This window comes from Flavobacterium bizetiae (assembly GCF_902804475.1).
Taxonomy (GTDB): Bacteria; Bacteroidota; Bacteroidia; order Flavobacteriales; family Flavobacteriaceae; genus Flavobacterium; species Flavobacterium bizetiae.
The window spans coordinates 1-18,576 of the sequence record NZ_CADCSU010000055.1; the positions used below are offsets into that span (position 1 = coordinate 1).

Annotated in this window: 13 protein-coding genes; 10 read left to right on the forward strand and 3 right to left on the reverse strand. The window is 33.8% G+C overall.

Annotated elements, in window-relative coordinates; translation table 11 throughout:
- The first annotated feature begins 79 nt into the window (after nucleotides 1-79).
- The 3 genes from FLACOL7796_RS05050 (at nucleotide 80) to FLACOL7796_RS05060 (ending at nucleotide 4,988) form a co-directional block, all read left to right on the forward strand.
- Nucleotides 80-2,458 carry a TonB-dependent receptor gene (locus tag FLACOL7796_RS05050; RefSeq protein ID WP_173969744.1) on the forward strand — a complete coding sequence of 793 codons (2,379 nt, stop codon included), beginning with the start codon at nucleotides 80-82 and terminating at the stop codon, nucleotides 2,456-2,458.
- Nucleotides 2,459-2,511: 53 nt separating this feature from the next.
- Nucleotides 2,512-3,744: a DUF4374 domain-containing protein gene (locus FLACOL7796_RS05055; protein ID WP_173969745.1), complete on the forward strand. Its 1,233-nt coding sequence runs from the start codon at nucleotides 2,512-2,514 to the stop codon at nucleotides 3,742-3,744.
- An 86-nt stretch (nucleotides 3,745-3,830) separates the two neighbouring features.
- Nucleotides 3,831-4,988, forward strand: coding sequence for a PepSY-associated TM helix domain-containing protein (locus FLACOL7796_RS05060; protein ID WP_173969746.1), 1,158 nt, complete (start codon nucleotides 3,831-3,833; stop codon nucleotides 4,986-4,988).
- Between the two features lie 397 nt (nucleotides 4,989-5,385).
- Here the strand turns inward: FLACOL7796_RS05060 and FLACOL7796_RS05065 are convergent, their stop codons facing one another.
- Nucleotides 5,386-7,509 (reverse strand): outer membrane beta-barrel family protein, encoded by a 2,124-nt coding sequence (locus FLACOL7796_RS05065; protein ID WP_173969747.1) that lies wholly within the window; start codon nucleotides 7,507-7,509, stop codon nucleotides 5,386-5,388.
- 508 nt (nucleotides 7,510-8,017) lie between these two features.
- Nucleotides 8,018-8,914 carry a gliding motility-associated ABC transporter ATP-binding subunit GldA gene (gene gldA / locus FLACOL7796_RS05070; protein WP_173969748.1) on the reverse strand — a complete coding sequence of 299 codons (897 nt, stop codon included), beginning with the start codon at nucleotides 8,912-8,914 and terminating at the stop codon, nucleotides 8,018-8,020.
- 145 nt (nucleotides 8,915-9,059) lie between these two features.
- Between gldA and FLACOL7796_RS05075 the strand changes: the two genes are divergently transcribed.
- The 7 genes from FLACOL7796_RS05075 (at nucleotide 9,060) to FLACOL7796_RS05105 (ending at nucleotide 17,468) form a co-directional block, all read left to right on the forward strand.
- Nucleotides 9,060-9,641: an outer membrane beta-barrel protein gene (locus FLACOL7796_RS05075; RefSeq protein ID WP_173969749.1), complete on the forward strand. Its 582-nt coding sequence runs from the start codon at nucleotides 9,060-9,062 to the stop codon at nucleotides 9,639-9,641.
- 197 nt (nucleotides 9,642-9,838) lie between these two features.
- Nucleotides 9,839-10,417 (forward strand): outer membrane beta-barrel protein, encoded by a 579-nt coding sequence (locus FLACOL7796_RS05080; protein WP_173969750.1) that lies wholly within the window; start codon nucleotides 9,839-9,841, stop codon nucleotides 10,415-10,417.
- A 212-nt stretch (nucleotides 10,418-10,629) separates the two neighbouring features.
- Nucleotides 10,630-11,211, forward strand: a complete 582-nt coding sequence (locus FLACOL7796_RS05085) for an outer membrane beta-barrel protein (RefSeq protein WP_173969751.1) — start codon at nucleotides 10,630-10,632, stop codon at nucleotides 11,209-11,211.
- A 353-nt stretch (nucleotides 11,212-11,564) separates the two neighbouring features.
- Nucleotides 11,565-12,746, forward strand: a complete 1,182-nt coding sequence (locus FLACOL7796_RS05090; protein WP_173969752.1) for an L-lactate MFS transporter — start codon at nucleotides 11,565-11,567, stop codon at nucleotides 12,744-12,746.
- 108 nt (nucleotides 12,747-12,854) lie between these two features.
- Nucleotides 12,855-15,089, forward strand: a complete 2,235-nt coding sequence (gene pflB, locus FLACOL7796_RS05095) for a formate C-acetyltransferase (protein ID WP_173969753.1) — start codon at nucleotides 12,855-12,857, stop codon at nucleotides 15,087-15,089.
- Nucleotides 15,090-15,179: 90 nt separating this feature from the next.
- Nucleotides 15,180-15,962: a pyruvate formate-lyase-activating protein gene (gene pflA, locus FLACOL7796_RS05100; protein ID WP_173969754.1), complete on the forward strand. Its 783-nt coding sequence runs from the start codon at nucleotides 15,180-15,182 to the stop codon at nucleotides 15,960-15,962.
- 159 nt (nucleotides 15,963-16,121) lie between these two features.
- Complete coding sequence (locus FLACOL7796_RS05105) at nucleotides 16,122-17,468, forward strand: deoxyguanosinetriphosphate triphosphohydrolase (protein WP_173969755.1); 1,347 nt, start codon at nucleotides 16,122-16,124, stop codon at nucleotides 17,466-17,468.
- Nucleotides 17,469-17,558: 90 nt separating this feature from the next.
- On the opposite strand, the gene FLACOL7796_RS05110 is transcribed toward FLACOL7796_RS05105, so the two are convergent.
- Nucleotides 17,559-18,560 (reverse strand): DUF3078 domain-containing protein, encoded by a 1,002-nt coding sequence (locus FLACOL7796_RS05110; RefSeq protein WP_173969756.1) that lies wholly within the window; start codon nucleotides 18,558-18,560, stop codon nucleotides 17,559-17,561.
- Between the last annotated feature and the right edge of the window lie 16 nt (nucleotides 18,561-18,576).

The following is an 18,576-nucleotide window of genomic DNA, read 5'->3' on the forward strand; positions in this document are numbered from 1 at the left end:
ATTTAGAATAATTAAAAATAATTTGCAAGTACTATTTTTTGATGTTAATTTTGTGCCAAATTAATTTCAACTTTAAGTAATGCAAATAAGCAAGATATTTTCTTTAACCTTGATTCTCTTAATTTCAATTCAGGGTTTCTCACAAAGCAAAAAAGTAATTTTAAACGGAATCATTTTAGAAAATACTGGTAAACCTGCTGAAGGTGTTTCTGTAGCACTAAAAGGAACAGCTTATTCTACTTTAACGAATGAAAAAGGAGAATATGAAATAGCAGCAGAACCAGGGAATTATGTGTTATCTGTTAGTTCTGTAGGATTTAAATCTAAACAAACAAAGATTAATCTGCAATCAGACCAAACGTTGCCAAGCATTAGTATCGAAGAGGATATGGCTACTTTAAACGAAGTTCAGGTTAAAGGAATATCGAAAGTAACTAAAATAAAAGAATCTGCTTTTCAGGTTAATGCGGTTGACACTAGAGCTATGGCCAATATTACATCCAATTTGAGCCAGGTATTAAATAAAACTACCGGAGTAAAAGTTAGGGAGCAAGGAGGTATGGGATCTGATTTTGATTTTTCTATCAATGGTCTGTCTGGTAGTGCTGTAAAGTTTTTTATTGATGGAGTGCCTTTGGATATAATGGGAAGTTCAATGTCTTTAAATAATATACCCGTTAATTTATCTGAAAGAATTGAAGTATATAAAGGTGTAGTGCCAGTAAACTTAGGTTCTGATGCTCTTGGTGGCGCTGTAAATATAATTACGAATCAGCAAATATCAGATTATTTTGATATGTCTTATAGTTTCGGATCTTTCAATACACATAGTGCCTCATTGACAGGGCAGGTTCGTAATAAAAAATCAGGACTGACTTTTAAAACTTCCGGTTTTTTAAATTATTCTGATAATGATTATAAAATGAGAGATGTACAAGTAATAGAAGTTATTGATAAAGATAATTCTCGTTTTGTTACTGGTGATTTTAAAAGATTCAATGATCAATATAAGGCTGCTATGGGGCAGGCTGAAGTAGGTTTCGTTGATAAATCATGGGCTGATGTGTTTTTTGTTGGAGGAAGTTATTCGGCAACAGAAAAAGGAATACAGACAGGTACAAACCAAGACGTAGTATACGGTCAAGTACGTAGAGGTGGAGATGCTTATTCATTTTCACTACGATATCTAAAAAAGAATTTATTCACGAAAGACCTTGATTTAAGCTTTTTTTCTTCCTATTCAGACGATCAATATACTATTACAGATACTGCGTTTAGAAAATATTATTGGGACGGAAGTTTTGTGCCTACTACTTCTTCTGAAATGGGAGGGCCTGCAACTAAATGGAATATTCAACGTCCAAAATATTTTATCGGATCGAATCTTAGCTACAAAATAAACGATAATAATTCGTTAAGTCTCAACTATACTTTGGATAAGGTAGACAACAAAACTTATGACGAATTACTTACCGATAAAGATCATAATCCAGGGAAACTTACAAAAAATATTATAGGGCTATCCTATCAACAGAATTTCTTTGAAGAAAAACTAACCAATACGTTTTTCGGAAAATATTACGGTATGTTGTTAGAGCAACCTTTTGCTATTACTGATTCTGGAACGGGAGCGGGCCAAACTATTAAAGATAACAATGGTTACACCGGATATGGAATTGCATCACGTTATAAAATAACCCCATCTATAGGTGTAAAAGCATCGTATGAAAAAGCATATCGCCTACAAAGAGTAGATGAAGTATTTGGTAATGGATACTCGGTTGTAGCAAATCCTGCCCTTAAGCCAGAGAATAGTAACAATTATAATTTGGGAGCTTATTGGAAAAATGAAGCGGAAAATCACCATTTTTTTGTTGAAACAGGAGGATATTTAAGAAATGCAAAAGGTTTTATTTCTGCAGTTGTTTATCAATCAAATAGTCAAATAAGCAGATTCGAAAATACCTCAAATGTTCTGATCAAAGGACTTGAGGCTGATATTAAATACAATTATCAGAATAAAATAAACGCCGGGATAAATTTTACTTATCAAAGTACGCTTGATAATACAAAATATCCTAATGGATCAAATTCAGGAACAATATCAGCTACATACAAAGATAATTTGCCTAATAGACCCTGGATGTTTGGTAATGCCAATTTAGGATATAGAAAGGCAAACTTCCTCAAAGAAGGAAATAATCTACAGTTTAATTGGGACATGCAATACACTCACTGGTATTATCTCACTTGGGAAAACTATGGCGCAAAAGAAGGGAAAAGTATAATTCCCGATCAATACATACAAAATGCATCCGTTTCTTATTCTATGCACTCTGGAATGTATAATATTTCTTTAGAGTGTAACAATTTGACAAATGATTTGGCTTATGATAATTTTAGGCTACAAAAGCAAGGGCGATCCTTTTCAATTAAATTTCACTACTTCCTAAAATAGACTTAAACGAAATTCTATTTTTTTAATAATTATATAAAAAAAACATTTTAAACATGAAACGATTTATTAAACCCTCTTTTTATTTTCTATTTCTTAGTACACTGATAATGGGTATTACTATTTCCTGCTCTAGTAATGATGATTCTGGAAATAATGATAATTCTGGTGATGGAAAAGCTGATTACGCTCTATGGTTACAATTAGGGAGCTGGCCAAATACAACTCAATACATTGTAGGAGTTGATGATTTAACTAAAGGTACTGTAAGCTTGGTAGGTAATGGTGCCGAAGTTACAAGCAAGGCAGATTACGGAATTATTGCCAAAAACGGATTCTATTACTATCCAAGTACAAGTTCTAATTTTGGTAAAATGACTAAATTCGAATTTAAAAACAATCAATTAGCTGTTGTAAAAGAAGTTCCTTTTACATATCAAAAATCCATAACTAATTATGCGTGGGTTGATGACAATACGCTATTATTGTTTGGTACGAATGGTGATGGAAACAAGGTATTATATACTGTTGTAAACGCTACAACACTTGAAATTAAAAATGGAGAATTGGCATTGCCAGCGATTCCAACTGGATATACATCTTATAGTCAGGGAAATATTGAATATTCAAACGGAAAAATATATATAGCATTCTCTAATATGGCTGTTTGGCCAGCACTTGCTGAGTCAGGGATGAATATTGCAGTAGTAAACTATCCAAGTTTTGCTGTTGAAAAGATTATTAAAAGCTCAGATGCTGATGGAAAAGGAGGATCTAACATGTGGATGCCAACTTCTTGTACTGATGAATCTGGTGACGTTTATATGATGTTTTTCGCTGATTGGATGACTCCTACTACCAGCCCAACAAAAGTATTTAGAATCAAAAAGGGTGCAAGTGCATTAGATACTACTTATAATTTTGATCTTGGTACTGCTTTAGGTGGAGAAACTGCCAGTGGTTTATGGTATGTTGGTAATGGTAAGGCAATTGTTAAATACTTAGATTCAAAAATTGTAGCTGCAAATCCTTCTACATTATTTAATACAAAATTTGCCTTGATAAATGTTGCTACCGGCACGGTAATTAAAAAATTAGATTTACCTGCAGATAAAGGAAGCCAGTTACAAAACGTAATTACATCTGATGGTAAAGTATTTATTCAGGTTAATGCCGAGACTACTAAAGATTATATTTGGGAAGTGAATACTACAACAGGTGCTGTAACTTCAGGTGTAGAAATTGTTGGTGGTTATGATTATATTTTACGTTTAGATAATTTAAAATAATCTAACCCAAAAAAGACTAAATTATTTTTTTGAACCGCAGGCCATTTTGGTGGCTTGTGGTTTTTTATCTTTTATACCTTTTAATTATGTTTTCTTCGTTATCAAAATCAAAAAATCAAAAAAGTAAAAAATCCCGTTTTAGTAAAATCAATTCCTGGTTGCATTTATGGCTTGGTTTAGCTTCAGGAATAATCGTTTTTATTATGGGAATTACCGGTTGTATTCTGGTTTTTGAACAGGAAATAAAAGAATTAACATCACCATATTTAAGTGTAGAAGCGCAAGGTCCTGAAAAATTGTTACCGCCTTCAAAAATTTACGCTGCAGTTCATAAGGCCTTGCCTAATAAAGAAATTCATGGCGTTTGGTATAATGGTTTAGATAAGTCAATTAAAGTCGATATCGAATCAGATTCGTTGATTTATGTAAATCCGTATAACGGTAAAATTACCGGAATGGTGCATCATGAAGATTTCTTTCATTTTATGGATGAAGGGCATCGTAATCTTTGGTTAGAGCGGGAAATAGGTTCTCAAATAACGGCCTGGGCAACAGTTGTATTCTTCTTTTTGTTAGTTAGCGGATTGATAATGTGGTTTCCGAAAAAATGGAATAAAACGACCCGAAACAGTAGTTTTAAAATAAAATGGGATGCCAAATTCAAACGTCTGAATTATGATTTGCATAATGTTCTGGGGTTTTATACACTCATTTTGGCTGTGCTTATTGCGTTTACAGGACTGTTAATGAGTTTTCATTGGTTAAGGGAAACTACGTATTGGGTAGCAGGAGGATGGGCAGATGATAAGAAAGAACAAGTTGTTGCAGAAAAAAAAGATACTTTATCGCAACAGCAATTAGATAAGCTGGCTGGAGCCGATTTTATCTGGAAGAAAGTAAGAACAGAAATTGCTAAAGAAAATAAAGAAGCTGTTATCATTCATTTTCCGGATGAACCCAAAGATGATTTTTATGCCTGTACAGATATGAATAAAGGAGTATGGAGAGATTTATACTTTGATTCCCAGACATTAGAATTACTTCCAAACTCGCATCAGTATATTGGTGATGAACGTTTTGCGAAATGGCTGATGCGATCTAATTACAGCCTTCATATTGGCGCAATAGGCGGTATACCTACTAAGATTGTTTATTTTCTAGGCAGTTTAATATGCGCCAGTTTACCGGTTACCGGATTTTATATTTGGTGGGGAAGAAAGAAAAAACAAAAAACCAAAGCATAATCTGCTTTAATTTTATTTAATTTTTTTGTTGGTTAGTGTTTAAAAGTCTTTTGCGAGAAGTAACATTCTTCAGGAGACTTTTTTCTTGTTTTAAAACGAAGGAGAGTATACATTTCAATTAGTTCTTCAATAATGATATTGTTTGTCAGACTGAGCGAAGTCGAAGTCTCATATGCTGAATCACTTCGCGGAACTTAGACTTCGCTCAGTCTGACATTATTGTTTATATCAGTAAAATAAAAACCAGCCTAAATCCGCTTAAATCCGTGTCATCCGCGGCCCATTATCAATACCATTTGCGGTAGGTGTATTAAAACAGAAAGAGCCTGATAACTACAACAGGCTCTTTTCCATCAAAAAAAAACAAAAACAAGGGGGAAACTAAAAATCCAAAATATTAAATTCTGTATGTAAAGGCTATCGTAGCAATACGGTTATCAAGGTCATACCTTTTATTTATACTCGTTTGCGCAATAACTGAATTGATGTGAAAATTATTGGTATTGAAAATATCAGTAACATTCAATTTGATATTTCCTTTTTTGGCCAATACTTGTTTCGAAATTCCGATACTGAAATCAAAGAAAGCATCTCTCTCATAAATACCAAGATTCGATTTTGACTGATATTGTGCGTTGGCTTCTGCTTTCCAGCTTTCTGTAATAGTAAATGAGTTTTGTACACTTAAATTTAAAGTTACAATAGGATCGATTTTGTCTGTATTCACTACATTGCCCATAAATTTATTTTCGAAAATATTGAATAGTGTATTTACAGACCACCATTTATAAATTTCGGCTGTATTGGTAATATTGGCTCCATAATTATAAGACTTGTCAACATTAATTTGCGACGTAACAGTCGTGTAATTATCTGGATTATAAACATAAACTTCTGTAAAAACATCTTTGGTTTTGCTAAAGTATAGCGAAGCCATAAAAGCACTTTTCCAGGAATAACCAATTTCTGTCGAATGCGTGATTTCAGGAACCAGATTCGGATTTCCCTGAGAGTAATTGAATGAATCATCATAAAAACGAAACGGATTCAAATCAAACTGGCTCGGTCTGTTGATTCTTTTACTGTAAGAAGCATGTATCGAATGGTTCGTGCTCAGTTCATATTTCATAGAAACACTCGGAAACCATTTTAAATAATCGTCTTTGTGCTCTTCATTCAACGTTTTTTGCAAAATATTGATTGCAGTATATTCAGTACGCAAACCACCCTGAATATTCAATTTTTCCATCTGATATTTATAATTGGCGTAAGCCGCATAAATTTGTTCTTTATATTCGAAATGATTGGTCGAATTAAGATCTACAATCCATTGATTATTGTCGTTGTATTCGTAAACTGATGGATTATCGTTATTTTTTACACTGGCTTTAAATCCCCATTCGATCGATTGTTTTTCCTTAAGCGGATTGGTAAAATCAATTTTTCCGGTAAAAACTTTCAATTGCGAAGGAATAAAACCTCTTCTATCATTAATGCTAGTTGTGCTTAAAGGATCGATATTCTTTGCGCTCTGAAACTGATTCGATCTGAATTTTGAAGTTTCATATTCAAAATCGAATGACATATTTTTTCCTTCGGTATTAAATTTATGAACCCCTGAAAAAGCATAGGTATAATCATTCCATTTCTCTTTACTGTCATTATAAGTTGAGGCATCAAACTGTACCTGATCCATTGCATTAAGCAGCGTATTTCTACCATTGGCAATATTTTCATATCGCCCCAATTTAGCATCAACATATACTTCTAAATTTGTTTTAGGAGAAACTTCATAAGTTGTTCCTACTTTAAAGTTGTTAGAAGTTAGCGGTTCATCAGTAGTTGAGGTTTGATGATTTTTTGTCGAAATCGTCTGGCGGGTTGCATCAGTATATTGATTTTGGTCAAACTCCTTGCGTTCTTCTTCTCCTCTAAAAGTGTAGCTGTAGTTTCCGTAAACGCCAAATTTGTCTTTGTTGTAACTTAAGTTGGCGCCAGAATTGGTTCTGTTTTTTCGGCCTCTTCCGTAGTTTGTAAAAACGGTTCCTTTAAGTCCGCCGGCATTTGGTTTCTTTAAAATAATATTAATGATTCCGGCTTTTCCGGTGGCATCATATTTAGAAGAAGGATTTGTAATAACTTCTATTTGTTTGATATTTGATGAGGTAGTCGATTTTAAATAATTCGCCAATTCCTTTTGCGAAAGCTGCGTTAATTTGCCATTTATCATTACACCAACACCTTGTTGTCCGCGAATCGATAATTCTCCATCCTGAGACACCACAACGCCCGGAGCACGCGATAAAACATCTAATGCGGTCCCGCCTTCAGAAACAATGCTGTTTTCAACATTAAAAACTAATCGATCTGATTTTTGAGTATATAGAACTTTCTTTTTTGTAATTACAATTTCATCTAATGCATTGATCGAAGTTTCGACAATACTGTCGGTTTCTTTTTCGGTCTGCGAGTATCCGTAGACTGAAAATGCAAGCATAATAGATGTTATAAAATTCTTCATGATATCTGGATTTGATTTTGTAATAGGGGTTTTAATGTAATGGTACGTTGAATTTGTAAAGCAGAAATAAGAACTAAATCTCTTTTAAATCGCTATTTTCTAATTTAAAATGATTTGTTCTACTTTATCAGAAAGAGTTTTTCGAAGATTTGAAAAATAGTGAAAGAGCTTAGAAAAAGGGACTTTTGTAGAATTGATTGCAGAAAACATTATAGTGGCATTTGAAGTTTCAGTGTTCAAATATAACACTATTTATAACAAGTCTAAATAAAAATAGTTAAAATTTGATATGGGATTGTATAATGAATTGATAATTAATGCTTCGTGATTTCGAGAAAAATAGAAAATTGTAAAATAATAAGACTATTATAAGGTAAAATCTTAAAGAATATAATGATTTCAGGTTTATAATATTTGGATAGATTGTATTAAAAAAGCCAATTCTTCACGAATAAAGAATTGGCTTTTGTATGTAAACTGAGACTGAGACTGAAAACTGCGATGCTCTTTATTTCGTAATTTCCCTAAAAACCGCTTCAAGGTTTTTATTTTTTTGATTAAGTTGTAATGTTTTTAAACCATTTTCGTTAGCGAAATCAAAAATAGCAGGACGCATATCTTTTTCGGCAACAAAAGTAAGTTCCCAGGTCATATCGTGAATATTTCGATATGACGTAATGTTTTCAAGTCGTGCTAAAAGTTGTTCTTCGATCTGGTAATCAAATTCAACTTCAATAACTTGTTCTTTATTTTCAGATACTAAATGATCTAATTTTTTATCGGCAACAATTTGGCCTTTGTCAATAATAATAACACGGTCGCAAATGGCTTCGACTTCCTGCATAATATGAGTAGATAAAAAAACCGTTTTATCTTTCCCCACATTTTTAATTACGTTACGAATTTCCATTAACTGATTAGGGTCCAAACCAGTAGTTGGTTCGTCAAGAATCAAAACATCAGGATTGTGCAGCAAAGCATTCGCAAGTCCCACACGCTGGCGGTATCCTTTAGACAATTGTCCTATTTTTTTATGGCTTTCCGGTGTCAGTCCTGTCAGTTGAATCACTTCTTCAATTCTTGATTTTGGAACCTGATATACATCGGCATTAAAAGCTAGATACTCACGAACATACAAATCCAAATATAGCGGATTATGTTCTGGTAAGTAACCAATAGAACGTTGCACTGCCTTTGCGTTCGTCATGACATCATGGCTATTTACAAGGGCTGAGCCATCATCGGCAAGTAAATAGGTAGTCAAAATTTTCATTAAAGTAGATTTTCCTGCTCCGTTTGGACCAAGAAATCCAACGATTTCTCCTTTTTGAATCGAGAACGAAATTGAGTTTAACGCTTTTTGAGTTCCGTAACTTTTTGATATGTTGTTTACTTCTATCGACATGACTTTTTATTTGCTACAAAAGTAAACAGAAATACGATCGATTGCTACGATTTTGTCTTTTAAAGAAATCATAAAAAAAACTTAAAGGTCAACAGCTACGGCATCGTTATTGCTAAAGCAGTAGTAATTAAAAAAATAATTTATAATGAAAAAAATTTTACTTATTCTGGCTTTAGCTATGTTTAGCTTTGCAAATGCACAAAAAGGAACAATCTTAGTTGGTGGAAACATCGGATATGTTTCTGATAAAACTGAATTTAGATTTGGTGAAACAAAAACAAATACATTTACTTTTTCTCCTAAAGTTGGTTACCAATTCAATGACAACTGGACTGTTGGGGGTGAGTTTACAGTGTCTTCATCTAATGATGAGAACGCAGTTAGAGAAATAAAAGAGAATGGTTTTAAACTTGGAGCATTTGTTCGTTACTCAGTGCCATTGAGTCAAACTTTTTCTGTTTTTGCAGATATGGGTGCAGGTTTTCAAAATGAAAAAACAAAAGTTTATGGTGCTGATAATAGTTACTCAAAAACTAAAGCAGATGGTATGTACGTAGGTATTACTCCGGCACTTTTCATTAACATGAAAAAAGGTTTTGGTCTTAACTTCAGTATTGGTGGTTTAGGTTACGAAACAATGAATGTTGAGAATAACGGAGGAGATAATAGCCGTTTCTACTTCAACTTTGGACAAACATTTAACATTGGAGTTTCAAAAAATTTCTAATTTTTAGAAATATATTTCAATTTCGAAAAAGCATCAGCTATAGCTGATGCTTTTTTTGTTTTGTAGCGTTTTTGTTGTGTTTTGTTATTGTTTGCTAAAACGTTAAAATGCGGATTTATAGATATTTGTCGTGTGATTTGTTTTTTGTAATGGCATTGTTGTTGTTAAAACAGTATTAAAATTTAAATATCACATTTATGAAAAAAATTCTAGTTATCGCTGCATTGGCTATGTTTAGCTTTGCAAATGCTCAAAAAGGATCAATTTTAGTTATGGGAAGTGTTGGTTACAATTCTCAAAAGGATTCAAATTCTATTTCAGATACCAATCAACATTCTTTTTCTTTTTCGCCAAAAGTGGGATATCAGTTTCACGAAAATTGGACAGGTGGTATTGAAGGTCGGGTAAGCACTCTTAAGCAAGAGCTTAGTAATCACACTGAGTCTAAAAATACAAGTTTTGGAGTAGGCGGGTTCATACGTTATTCTAAGCCGTTAAATGAAACTTTTTCTGCTTATGCAGATTTTGGAGTTGGATATCAAAATACTAAAACAACAAACAACATAGGGGTTCCTAATACAGAAGGATATGGAGTTTATGCTGCTATTACTCCTGCAATTTTCATCAATGTGAGTAAAGGTTTTGGTCTGAATTTTAATATTGGGGGATTAGGGTATTCTACTTTAAAATATGACGGAGTTAATGGAAATAGAATTAAATCTTTTAATTTCAATTTAGGACAAGCATTTTCTGTAGGGATTTCGAAGAATTTTTAAATCTATGATATATTTCGATTTCAAAAAGCATCCGTCGCGGCGGATGCTTTTTTTTATGTTTAAATATTTGTTTTGTTCAAGCAGAGTTAAGCCACTGTTTTAGTTTTCTTTATTTAATGTGATGATTTTAACAAATTGTTAATAAATGTGTTGCGATTGGATACTGGTATTTTTGTTGTTATGTCTATCTAAAATTTAACACTTATTTACACATGAAAAAAATGCTACTTATTCTTGCATTAGCTACAGTAAGCTTTGCAAATGCCCAAAAGGGAACAATTTTAGTTGGTGGAAACATTGAGTACAATTCTATAACTTATGATCATCCATTAGTGAAAACACAAACAAACGAATTTGGATTTTCTCCAAGAGTGGGTTATCAGTTTCATGATAACTGGACTATTGGAGGTGAATTTACCGTGTCATCTTCAAAACAAAATGGGGGTGGATTAGAAAATAAAAGTAATACTTTTTCATATGGTGCCTTTGTACGATATTCAGTTCCGTTGAGTGAGACTTTTTCTGTATTTGCTGATTTAGGAGCCGGTTTTCAGAATCAAAAAAGTAAAAACCTGGAAAATGGATCAGTAACTTTAGATAGTAAAGCAGACGGTTTCTATGCAGGAATAACTCCGGCTCTTTTTATCAATATGAAAAAAGGTTTTGGTTTAAACTTTAGTATTGGCGGTTTAGGCTATGAAACATTAAATTTTGATTCTACTGATACCGATGTTTGCAGATTCTATTTCAATTTTGGTAAAACAGTTACTATTGGAATTTCTAAAAACTTCTAATCCTTAATTTTATAAAAACACTCCAATTGGGGTGTTTTTTTTATGGTTTGTTATTTTGAAAATAAAAACGCCTCATTTAGCCCCGATAGAAGCGGTATCCTTTTTCTGGCTCCTTTAGCCAGGAAAAGATATAGTGAATAGCGGGACAGAAGGTGTTTTGAAAACTGATTTTTTCTGCTTCAAAAAAAACTAAACGCGATCAAACACAGCACAGCATTAGAATTTTAGGGCTGTTTTTTATACAACGATTTCGTAAATTTATTCGGTGTTTTTGGCCCAAACACGATAAAAATCACGTTTTCTGTAAATTTCGACTTTTACATTTGTAAGACGCATTTTAAATGTTTCGTCTTATGATAAAAGCAAATAAGTGGGTAATTGTATCGGCAGGAATGTTATTGCAATTATCAATTGGGTCTATTTACGCTTACAGTGTTTGGATTAATCCTATTCATTCTCTAAATGACTGGGATGCGCATCAATTGAAACTATCTTTTAGTTTGGCTATTTGTTTTTTAGGACTTACAGCTGCTTTTATGCAAAAGTTTGTTCGCAAAATCGGACCTAAAAAGGCCGGATTACTCGCTGCATTATTTTTTGGTATAGGATTAATGGGCAGCGGATGGGCTATTGCAGAAAAATCATTGCCGTTGTTTTATTTATTTTATGGCGTAATAAGCGGTATCGGATTGGGGTTTGGCTATATCACACCTATTTCGGTCGTTGTAAAATGGTTTCCTGAAAAGCCCGGTTTTGCAGGAGGATTGGTTATCATGTCGTTTGCCGTAGGCTCGATATTAGCCTCACGTATTATTTTACCATTAACACAATCATTAGGGGTTTCCCAGAGTTTTTATTTGTTGGGAGTTGCTTATTTTCTAATAATGGTTGTAGCTTCTTTATGCCTTTCTCTTCCTTCTTCTGTTACTTCGGCAGAAGATGATCTCAAAAATAATTCTCCTATTCCTTTAAAGGAATTACTAACTGATGTTCGTTTCTACAGTCTTTGGTTCATGTTGTTTTTAAATACAACTTGTGGTATTGCATTAATTTCTATTGCTGCACCAATGGCAAAAGAAATAATTCATATTGATGATCGACAAGCGATTAATTTTGTTGGATTCATTGGTTTTTTCAACGGATTTGGCAGATTGTTTTGGTCTAGTATATCAGATAAAATTGGCCGATGGTCTACTTTTTTTCTGTTTTTTGCGATTGGTGCCTGTTGTTTTCTGGTATTAAGCCAGAGCAATACCCCAATTGTATTCCAGCTTTTGGTTTTTATTATTATAAGTTGTTACGGAGGTGCTTTTGCAGCAATGCCTGCTTTTGTTAAAGATGTTTACGGACCTTATAAAATGAGTTCTCCTTTTGGTTTTATATTAATTGCCTGGTCTGCTGCAGCTTTTGTGGGACCGTGGTTAATTTCACTAACCAAAAATTATACTGCAATCTTTTATTTGTTTGCAGGAATTTTAAGTTTTACTGCAATAATGTGTTTGCTGGTAAAACCAAGGCTTATTTATCGAAAATAATTACGATTTTTATAAAAATAAGCCTTATAAATGATTATTATCATAGTTTTCGGCCTAAAAAGTACCGAAATTTGATCATATAATAAACGCAATTAAATTATTTGAGTTATGAAAGCAAATGTCGAAAAAAAGGTATTTACACCCGGAAAATGGGGAGCATCAGTGAACGTTCAGGATTTTGTGTTAAAAAACATTACTCCCTATGAAGGAGATTCTTCTTTTCTATCCGGACCATCATTAAAAACTACCAATTTGTGGAATATCTGTAAGGAAGCTTTATTAAAAGAACGAGCAAGTAACGGGTGTTTGGCAATAGATGTAGAAACGATTTCAACTATAAACGGATTTAAGCCAGGATATATTAAAAAGGAAGATGAAGTTGTGGTTGGTTTACAAACAGATCAGCTTTTAAAAAGAGCAATGAAGCCCTTTGGAGGAATTAAGCTGGTAGAATCTGCGGTAAAAGAGAGAGGATTAAAAGTTTCTGATCGTGTAATCGATATTTTCAACTATGCTAAAAATCATAACGAAAAAGTTTTTGATGCGTATGATAAAGAAATAAGAGATTATCGTTCTAAACATATATTAACGGGTTTGCCTGATAATTATGCCCGCGGACGTATCATAGGTGATTTCCGTCGTATGGCTTTGTATGGAGTGAATCAGCTTATTGCCTTTAAAAAAGAGGATCATGCCAAAGTGGGTGGTGAAATGACAGAACATAAAGTTCGTTTGCGTGAAGAAATTTCGGCTCAAATTAGTGCCCTGCAAGATATGCTTGTAATGGCAGCAGATTATGGTTTTGATATTTCTCTTCCTGCACAAAATGCAAAAGAAGCAGTGCAATGGGTTTATTTTGCTTATCTGGCTGCGGTTAAGGAGCAGGATGGAGCTGCAATGTCATTAGGAAATGTCTCTTCATTTCTTGATATCTACATACAAAGAGATCTTGAAGAAGGATTAATTACTGAATTTGAAGCACAGGAATTAGTAGACCAGTTTGTAATGAAGTTACGAATGGTGCGTCATTTAAGACCAGGTGCTTATGATGAAATATTTGGTGGAGACCCAACATGGGTAACGGAATGTATTGGAGGTATGTTTAATGACGGAAGAACGAAAGTAACCAAAACATCATTTAGATTCCTACAGACATTATATAACTTGGGAGCATCTCCAGAGCCTAATTTAACGGTTTTATGGTCAGAAGATCTTCCGCAAGGATTTAAGGATTTCTGTGCACAAGTTTCAATTGATACATCATCTATTCAATACGAAAATGATGATTTAATGCGACCAAACAGAGGTTCTGATGATTACGGAATTGCTTGTTGTGTATCTCATCAGGAAATTGGTAAATCTATTCAGCACTTTGGAGCACGTGCCAATTTGCCTAAAGCATTATTAATTGCTTTAAACGGAGGTAGAGAAGAACGCGGTGGAGCATTAATTATGAAAGATATTCCGTTTATTCATGACGAAGTATTAGATTATAATGTAGTAAGCAATGTTTTCAAACGTACACTGAAAGAAGTTGCCAGAGTATATGCTAAGTCTATGTATGTTATTCATTATATGCATGATAAGTATTACTACGAAAGAGCACAAATGGCGGTGATTGATTCTGATCCGCATATTGATATTGCGTACGGTGCAGCAGGAATTTCTATTATTGCAGATTCATTATCAGCAATAAAATATGCTAAAGTAAGACCAGTAAGAAATGAAAACGGAATTACAGTAGATTTTAATATCGAAGGTGATTATCCTAAGTTTGGTAATGATGACGACAGAGTAGATTCTATTGCTCAGGAAATTACCGCTTTCTTTATCAAAGAACTTAGAAAACATACTGCATATAAAAATGCAACACCAACACTTTCATTATTAACGATTACATCGAATGTAATGTACGGAACGAATACCGGAGCGACTCCTGACGGACGTAAAGATGGTGAGTCTTTTGCCCCGGGTGCTAACCCAATGCACGGACGTGATTCTAGCGGAGCAATTGCTTCATTAAATTCTGTTGCAAAACTAGATTATAACGATGCTCAGGATGGTATTTCTAATACATTCTCTATGATTCCGAAATCATTGGGAGATACCAGAGAAGAGCAAGTAACCAATTTAGTGAATGTTATGGATGGTTATTTTGCACAAATGGCACATCACTTAAATGTAAACGTATTAAATCGCGAAACCCTTCAAGATGCCTATAATCATCCTGAAAATCATCCACAATTGACCATAAGAGTTTCGGGTTATGCTGTTAATTTTGTGAGATTATCAAGAGCGCATCAATTAGAAGTTATAGCGCGTACTTTTCACGAAGCAATGTAAATCGGCCAAGCGTGAAATTAGAGATAGGTTGGCTAGAAATTAGCCAGCCTATTTTTTATTTTATTATATTCAACTATTATTTAAGAAACTATGTATTTCCAACTACAAGATATTGAAGCTGCCAAGCTAAACATTGATGATCCTGATCATTTACGAATACATTCTCTGGAAACCTTTGGTACCCATGATGGCCCCGGTATCAGGATGGTGGTGTTTGCGCAGGGATGTCAGTTCAGGTGTTTGTATTGTCAGAACCCTGATACACTCGATGTTAAAGGAGGTTCATTAGTAGAAATAGAAGAATTAGTGAAAAGGGCCGTTCGTCAAAAAAGTTATTTTGGTAAAACGGGGGGAGTTACAGTTTCAGGAGGAGAGCCTTTACTTCAAAGAAATAAATTACTTCACTTTTTTAAACGTTTACATGAAGAAGGCATAAATACGTGTTTAGACACCAACGGAAGACTAAACAATCATCAGGCACAAGAACTTTTTGATAATACCGATCTTTTATTATTAGATGTAAAACATATTAATGATAAAATACATCATGAATTAACCGGTTTAACCAATAAAAACACACTAGAGGTTGCGGCATATAGAGAATCTACTGGAAAACCAATGTGGTTACGCTATGTTTTAGTTCCCGGCTGGACAGACCAACCCGAATATCTTGAAGAATGGGGGCAACATTTTACCAATTATAAAACGGTTGAACGCGTAGAGATTATTCCTTTTCACCAACTTGGATCTCAAAAATGGGAATTGCTTAATATGCCCTATGCTCTAAAAGATACTGTACCGCCAACAGCAGAAAGTAAAGCCGAAGCATTTGCTGTTTTTAGTAAATATTTCAAAAATGTAATCCTTAAATAAAGTATTGTCTTTTAAAATAATAATCTTACAGCACAAAGGACTATCTTTTAATTATGCAGGGATAGTCTATTTTGTTTGGATGAAATCCTAAAATAAAATGTATTTTTGACGCTTAGATGAGAAATCTACAATCTACAATCTGAAATCTAAAATACAACAATGAACTGGGAACAACTTTTATCACTCAAACGCCAAGGCGATACAAGCAAGAGATTACGTGTAGAACAAGATGATACCCGACTGGGTTTTGAGGTAGATTATGATAGAATTATTTTTTCGGCTGCATTTCGATCACTTCAGGATAAAACTCAGGTTATTCCGCTTTCAAAAACAGATTTTGTGCACACCAGACTAACACATAGTTTAGAGGTTTCGGTTGTGGGACGTTCTCTGGGACGTTTAGTTGGAAAAAAAATCATAGAAAAATATCCCCATTTAAAAGAAATTCACGGTTATCATATGAATGATTTTGGTGCTATTGTAGCTGCGGCTTCTTTGGCACACGATATTGGGAATCCGCCTTTTGGTCATTCTGGCGAAAAAGCAATTGGAGAGTATTTCTCGATAGGAAACGGGTTGCAATACAAAGATCAGTTAACAGCCAAACAATGGCAGGATTTAATTGATTTTGAAGGAAATGCAAACGGTTTTTCAGTTCTTACGGCAAGTCGCCCGGGAATCGAAGGGGGACTTAGAATTTCATACGCTACTTTAGGTGCTTTTATGAAATATCCAAAAGAAAGTTTGCCTAAAAAGCCAACAAATGATATCGCCGATAAAAAATACGGTTTCTTCCAGACAGATAAAACCTTTTTTGAAGAAGTAGCAAAAGATATGGGTATGATTGCCAATAAATCAGGAGATGATGTTGGTTTTGAAAGACATCCTTTGGCTTATTTGGTAGAAGCGGCAGATGATATTTGCTATACTATTATCGACTTTGAAGACGGAATAAATTTAGGATTAGTATCTGAAGATTACGCTTTAGAATACCTGATAAAACTGGTAAAAGACAATATTGGAGTTGCGAAATACAAGACTTTAACAACAAAAGAAGACAGAATCAGTTATTTGCGTGCGCTTGCAATAGGAACTTTGATCAACGATGCTGTAAATGTGTTTATAGAGAATGAAGAAGCGATTCTGGCCGGAAAATTTCCTTTTGCTCTAACAGATAAAAGTAAATACAAAGCGCAGATGAATGACATCATCAATTTAAGCATTGATAAAATTTACCAAAGCCGTGAGGTTATAGAAAAAGAAATTGTAGGTTATCAAATCATTCAGACTTTATTGGATAAATTTATAACCGCTTTTAATAATAAATACGAAGGAACTGCTTCTAACTACGATAAATTGATTCTGAAAATGTTGCCGGAAAAGCATCAATTAGAGAAAGAGAATTTATACGAGCGCTTATTGCATATTTGCCATTATGTTTCGCTTTTAACAGACGGAAACGCGCTGGAATTATTCGAAACCATTAACGGAAGAAAGAAGAATTAAACAAAAAATTTCCTCTTGGATATAAAAAAACACCCGATAGAAATACTTGTTTCTATCGGGTGTTTTTTTTGCTTAATAGCTATACTGTTTTTATTGAAAAGCGTATACAAGACCAACGCCTAAAACCTGTCTTAACTGAGCTCTTGGTCCGTCATTTACCTGAGAAGTAGATCCCGTGGCAGGATCAACAACATCTTTTTTGGTTTTGATATCATCATCATAAACTAAATGAATCCCGATATTCGCTTTTACATACGCATTTACAACAAGATCTAAGCGAGTATCATAATCGATATCGACATTCCCAAATTTGTTCAGATAATCGGTGTATAAGCTTAATCTGTTTTCATAGAATATGTTTTTGTAGATTTCATTTTTCATATATCCAGTTAATAAAATACCAAACTCGGCTTTTACTTTCTGTCCGTTTTCAACTATAATCTGGCTGTTAGGGTCCATCGGATCCGGCGCATAAATCGCTTTTTTAACACCAAAAGATCCCTGGTTCGCTAAATCCTGATCTAATACTAAAGTTGTTTTTAACGTAATTGGAGAGAAATAAAAAGTTCTGTTTTTCTTTTTATTTGAGTTTTCAGCTCCAGCTCCTAAAAATACATAAGCCGGTGCAAAAGGTTTCGAAATGGCTATATCCCTGTTTGGGTAATTATATCCATTTGTAAATTGCGTGTTGAAATTAAATTTAGCAGAATAGTACCAATTCGAAATTGTATCTTTTCTGAATCCGTAAGTAGAATTCAGCATAACAGCATCATCCGTTTTTCTAAGTTCAGTACCGTCTTGTTTATTTAAACCATATTTTATAATCAATTCGTTCGCCCATTTATGATTTCCCTTTATATAAGTTCTTCCAAATTCCCCTTTAAACAAACCTGAGATCGAACTTGTTCCCCCTGCGCTCCAGTTCACAAAAGCAATTTCAGAAATGTCAAATCCCAACTGATTTTTCTTAGTCCAATTAGATGGTGGTGGAGGCAGTTGATTAGGCGCTAAAGTCGTTTGAATGATTTGAGCAAAGTTATGTGAGGTACACAAAAGCAATAAAAGCAAAAGGGTAGAACGCAATAATTTCATTATGAATTTAGTTTTT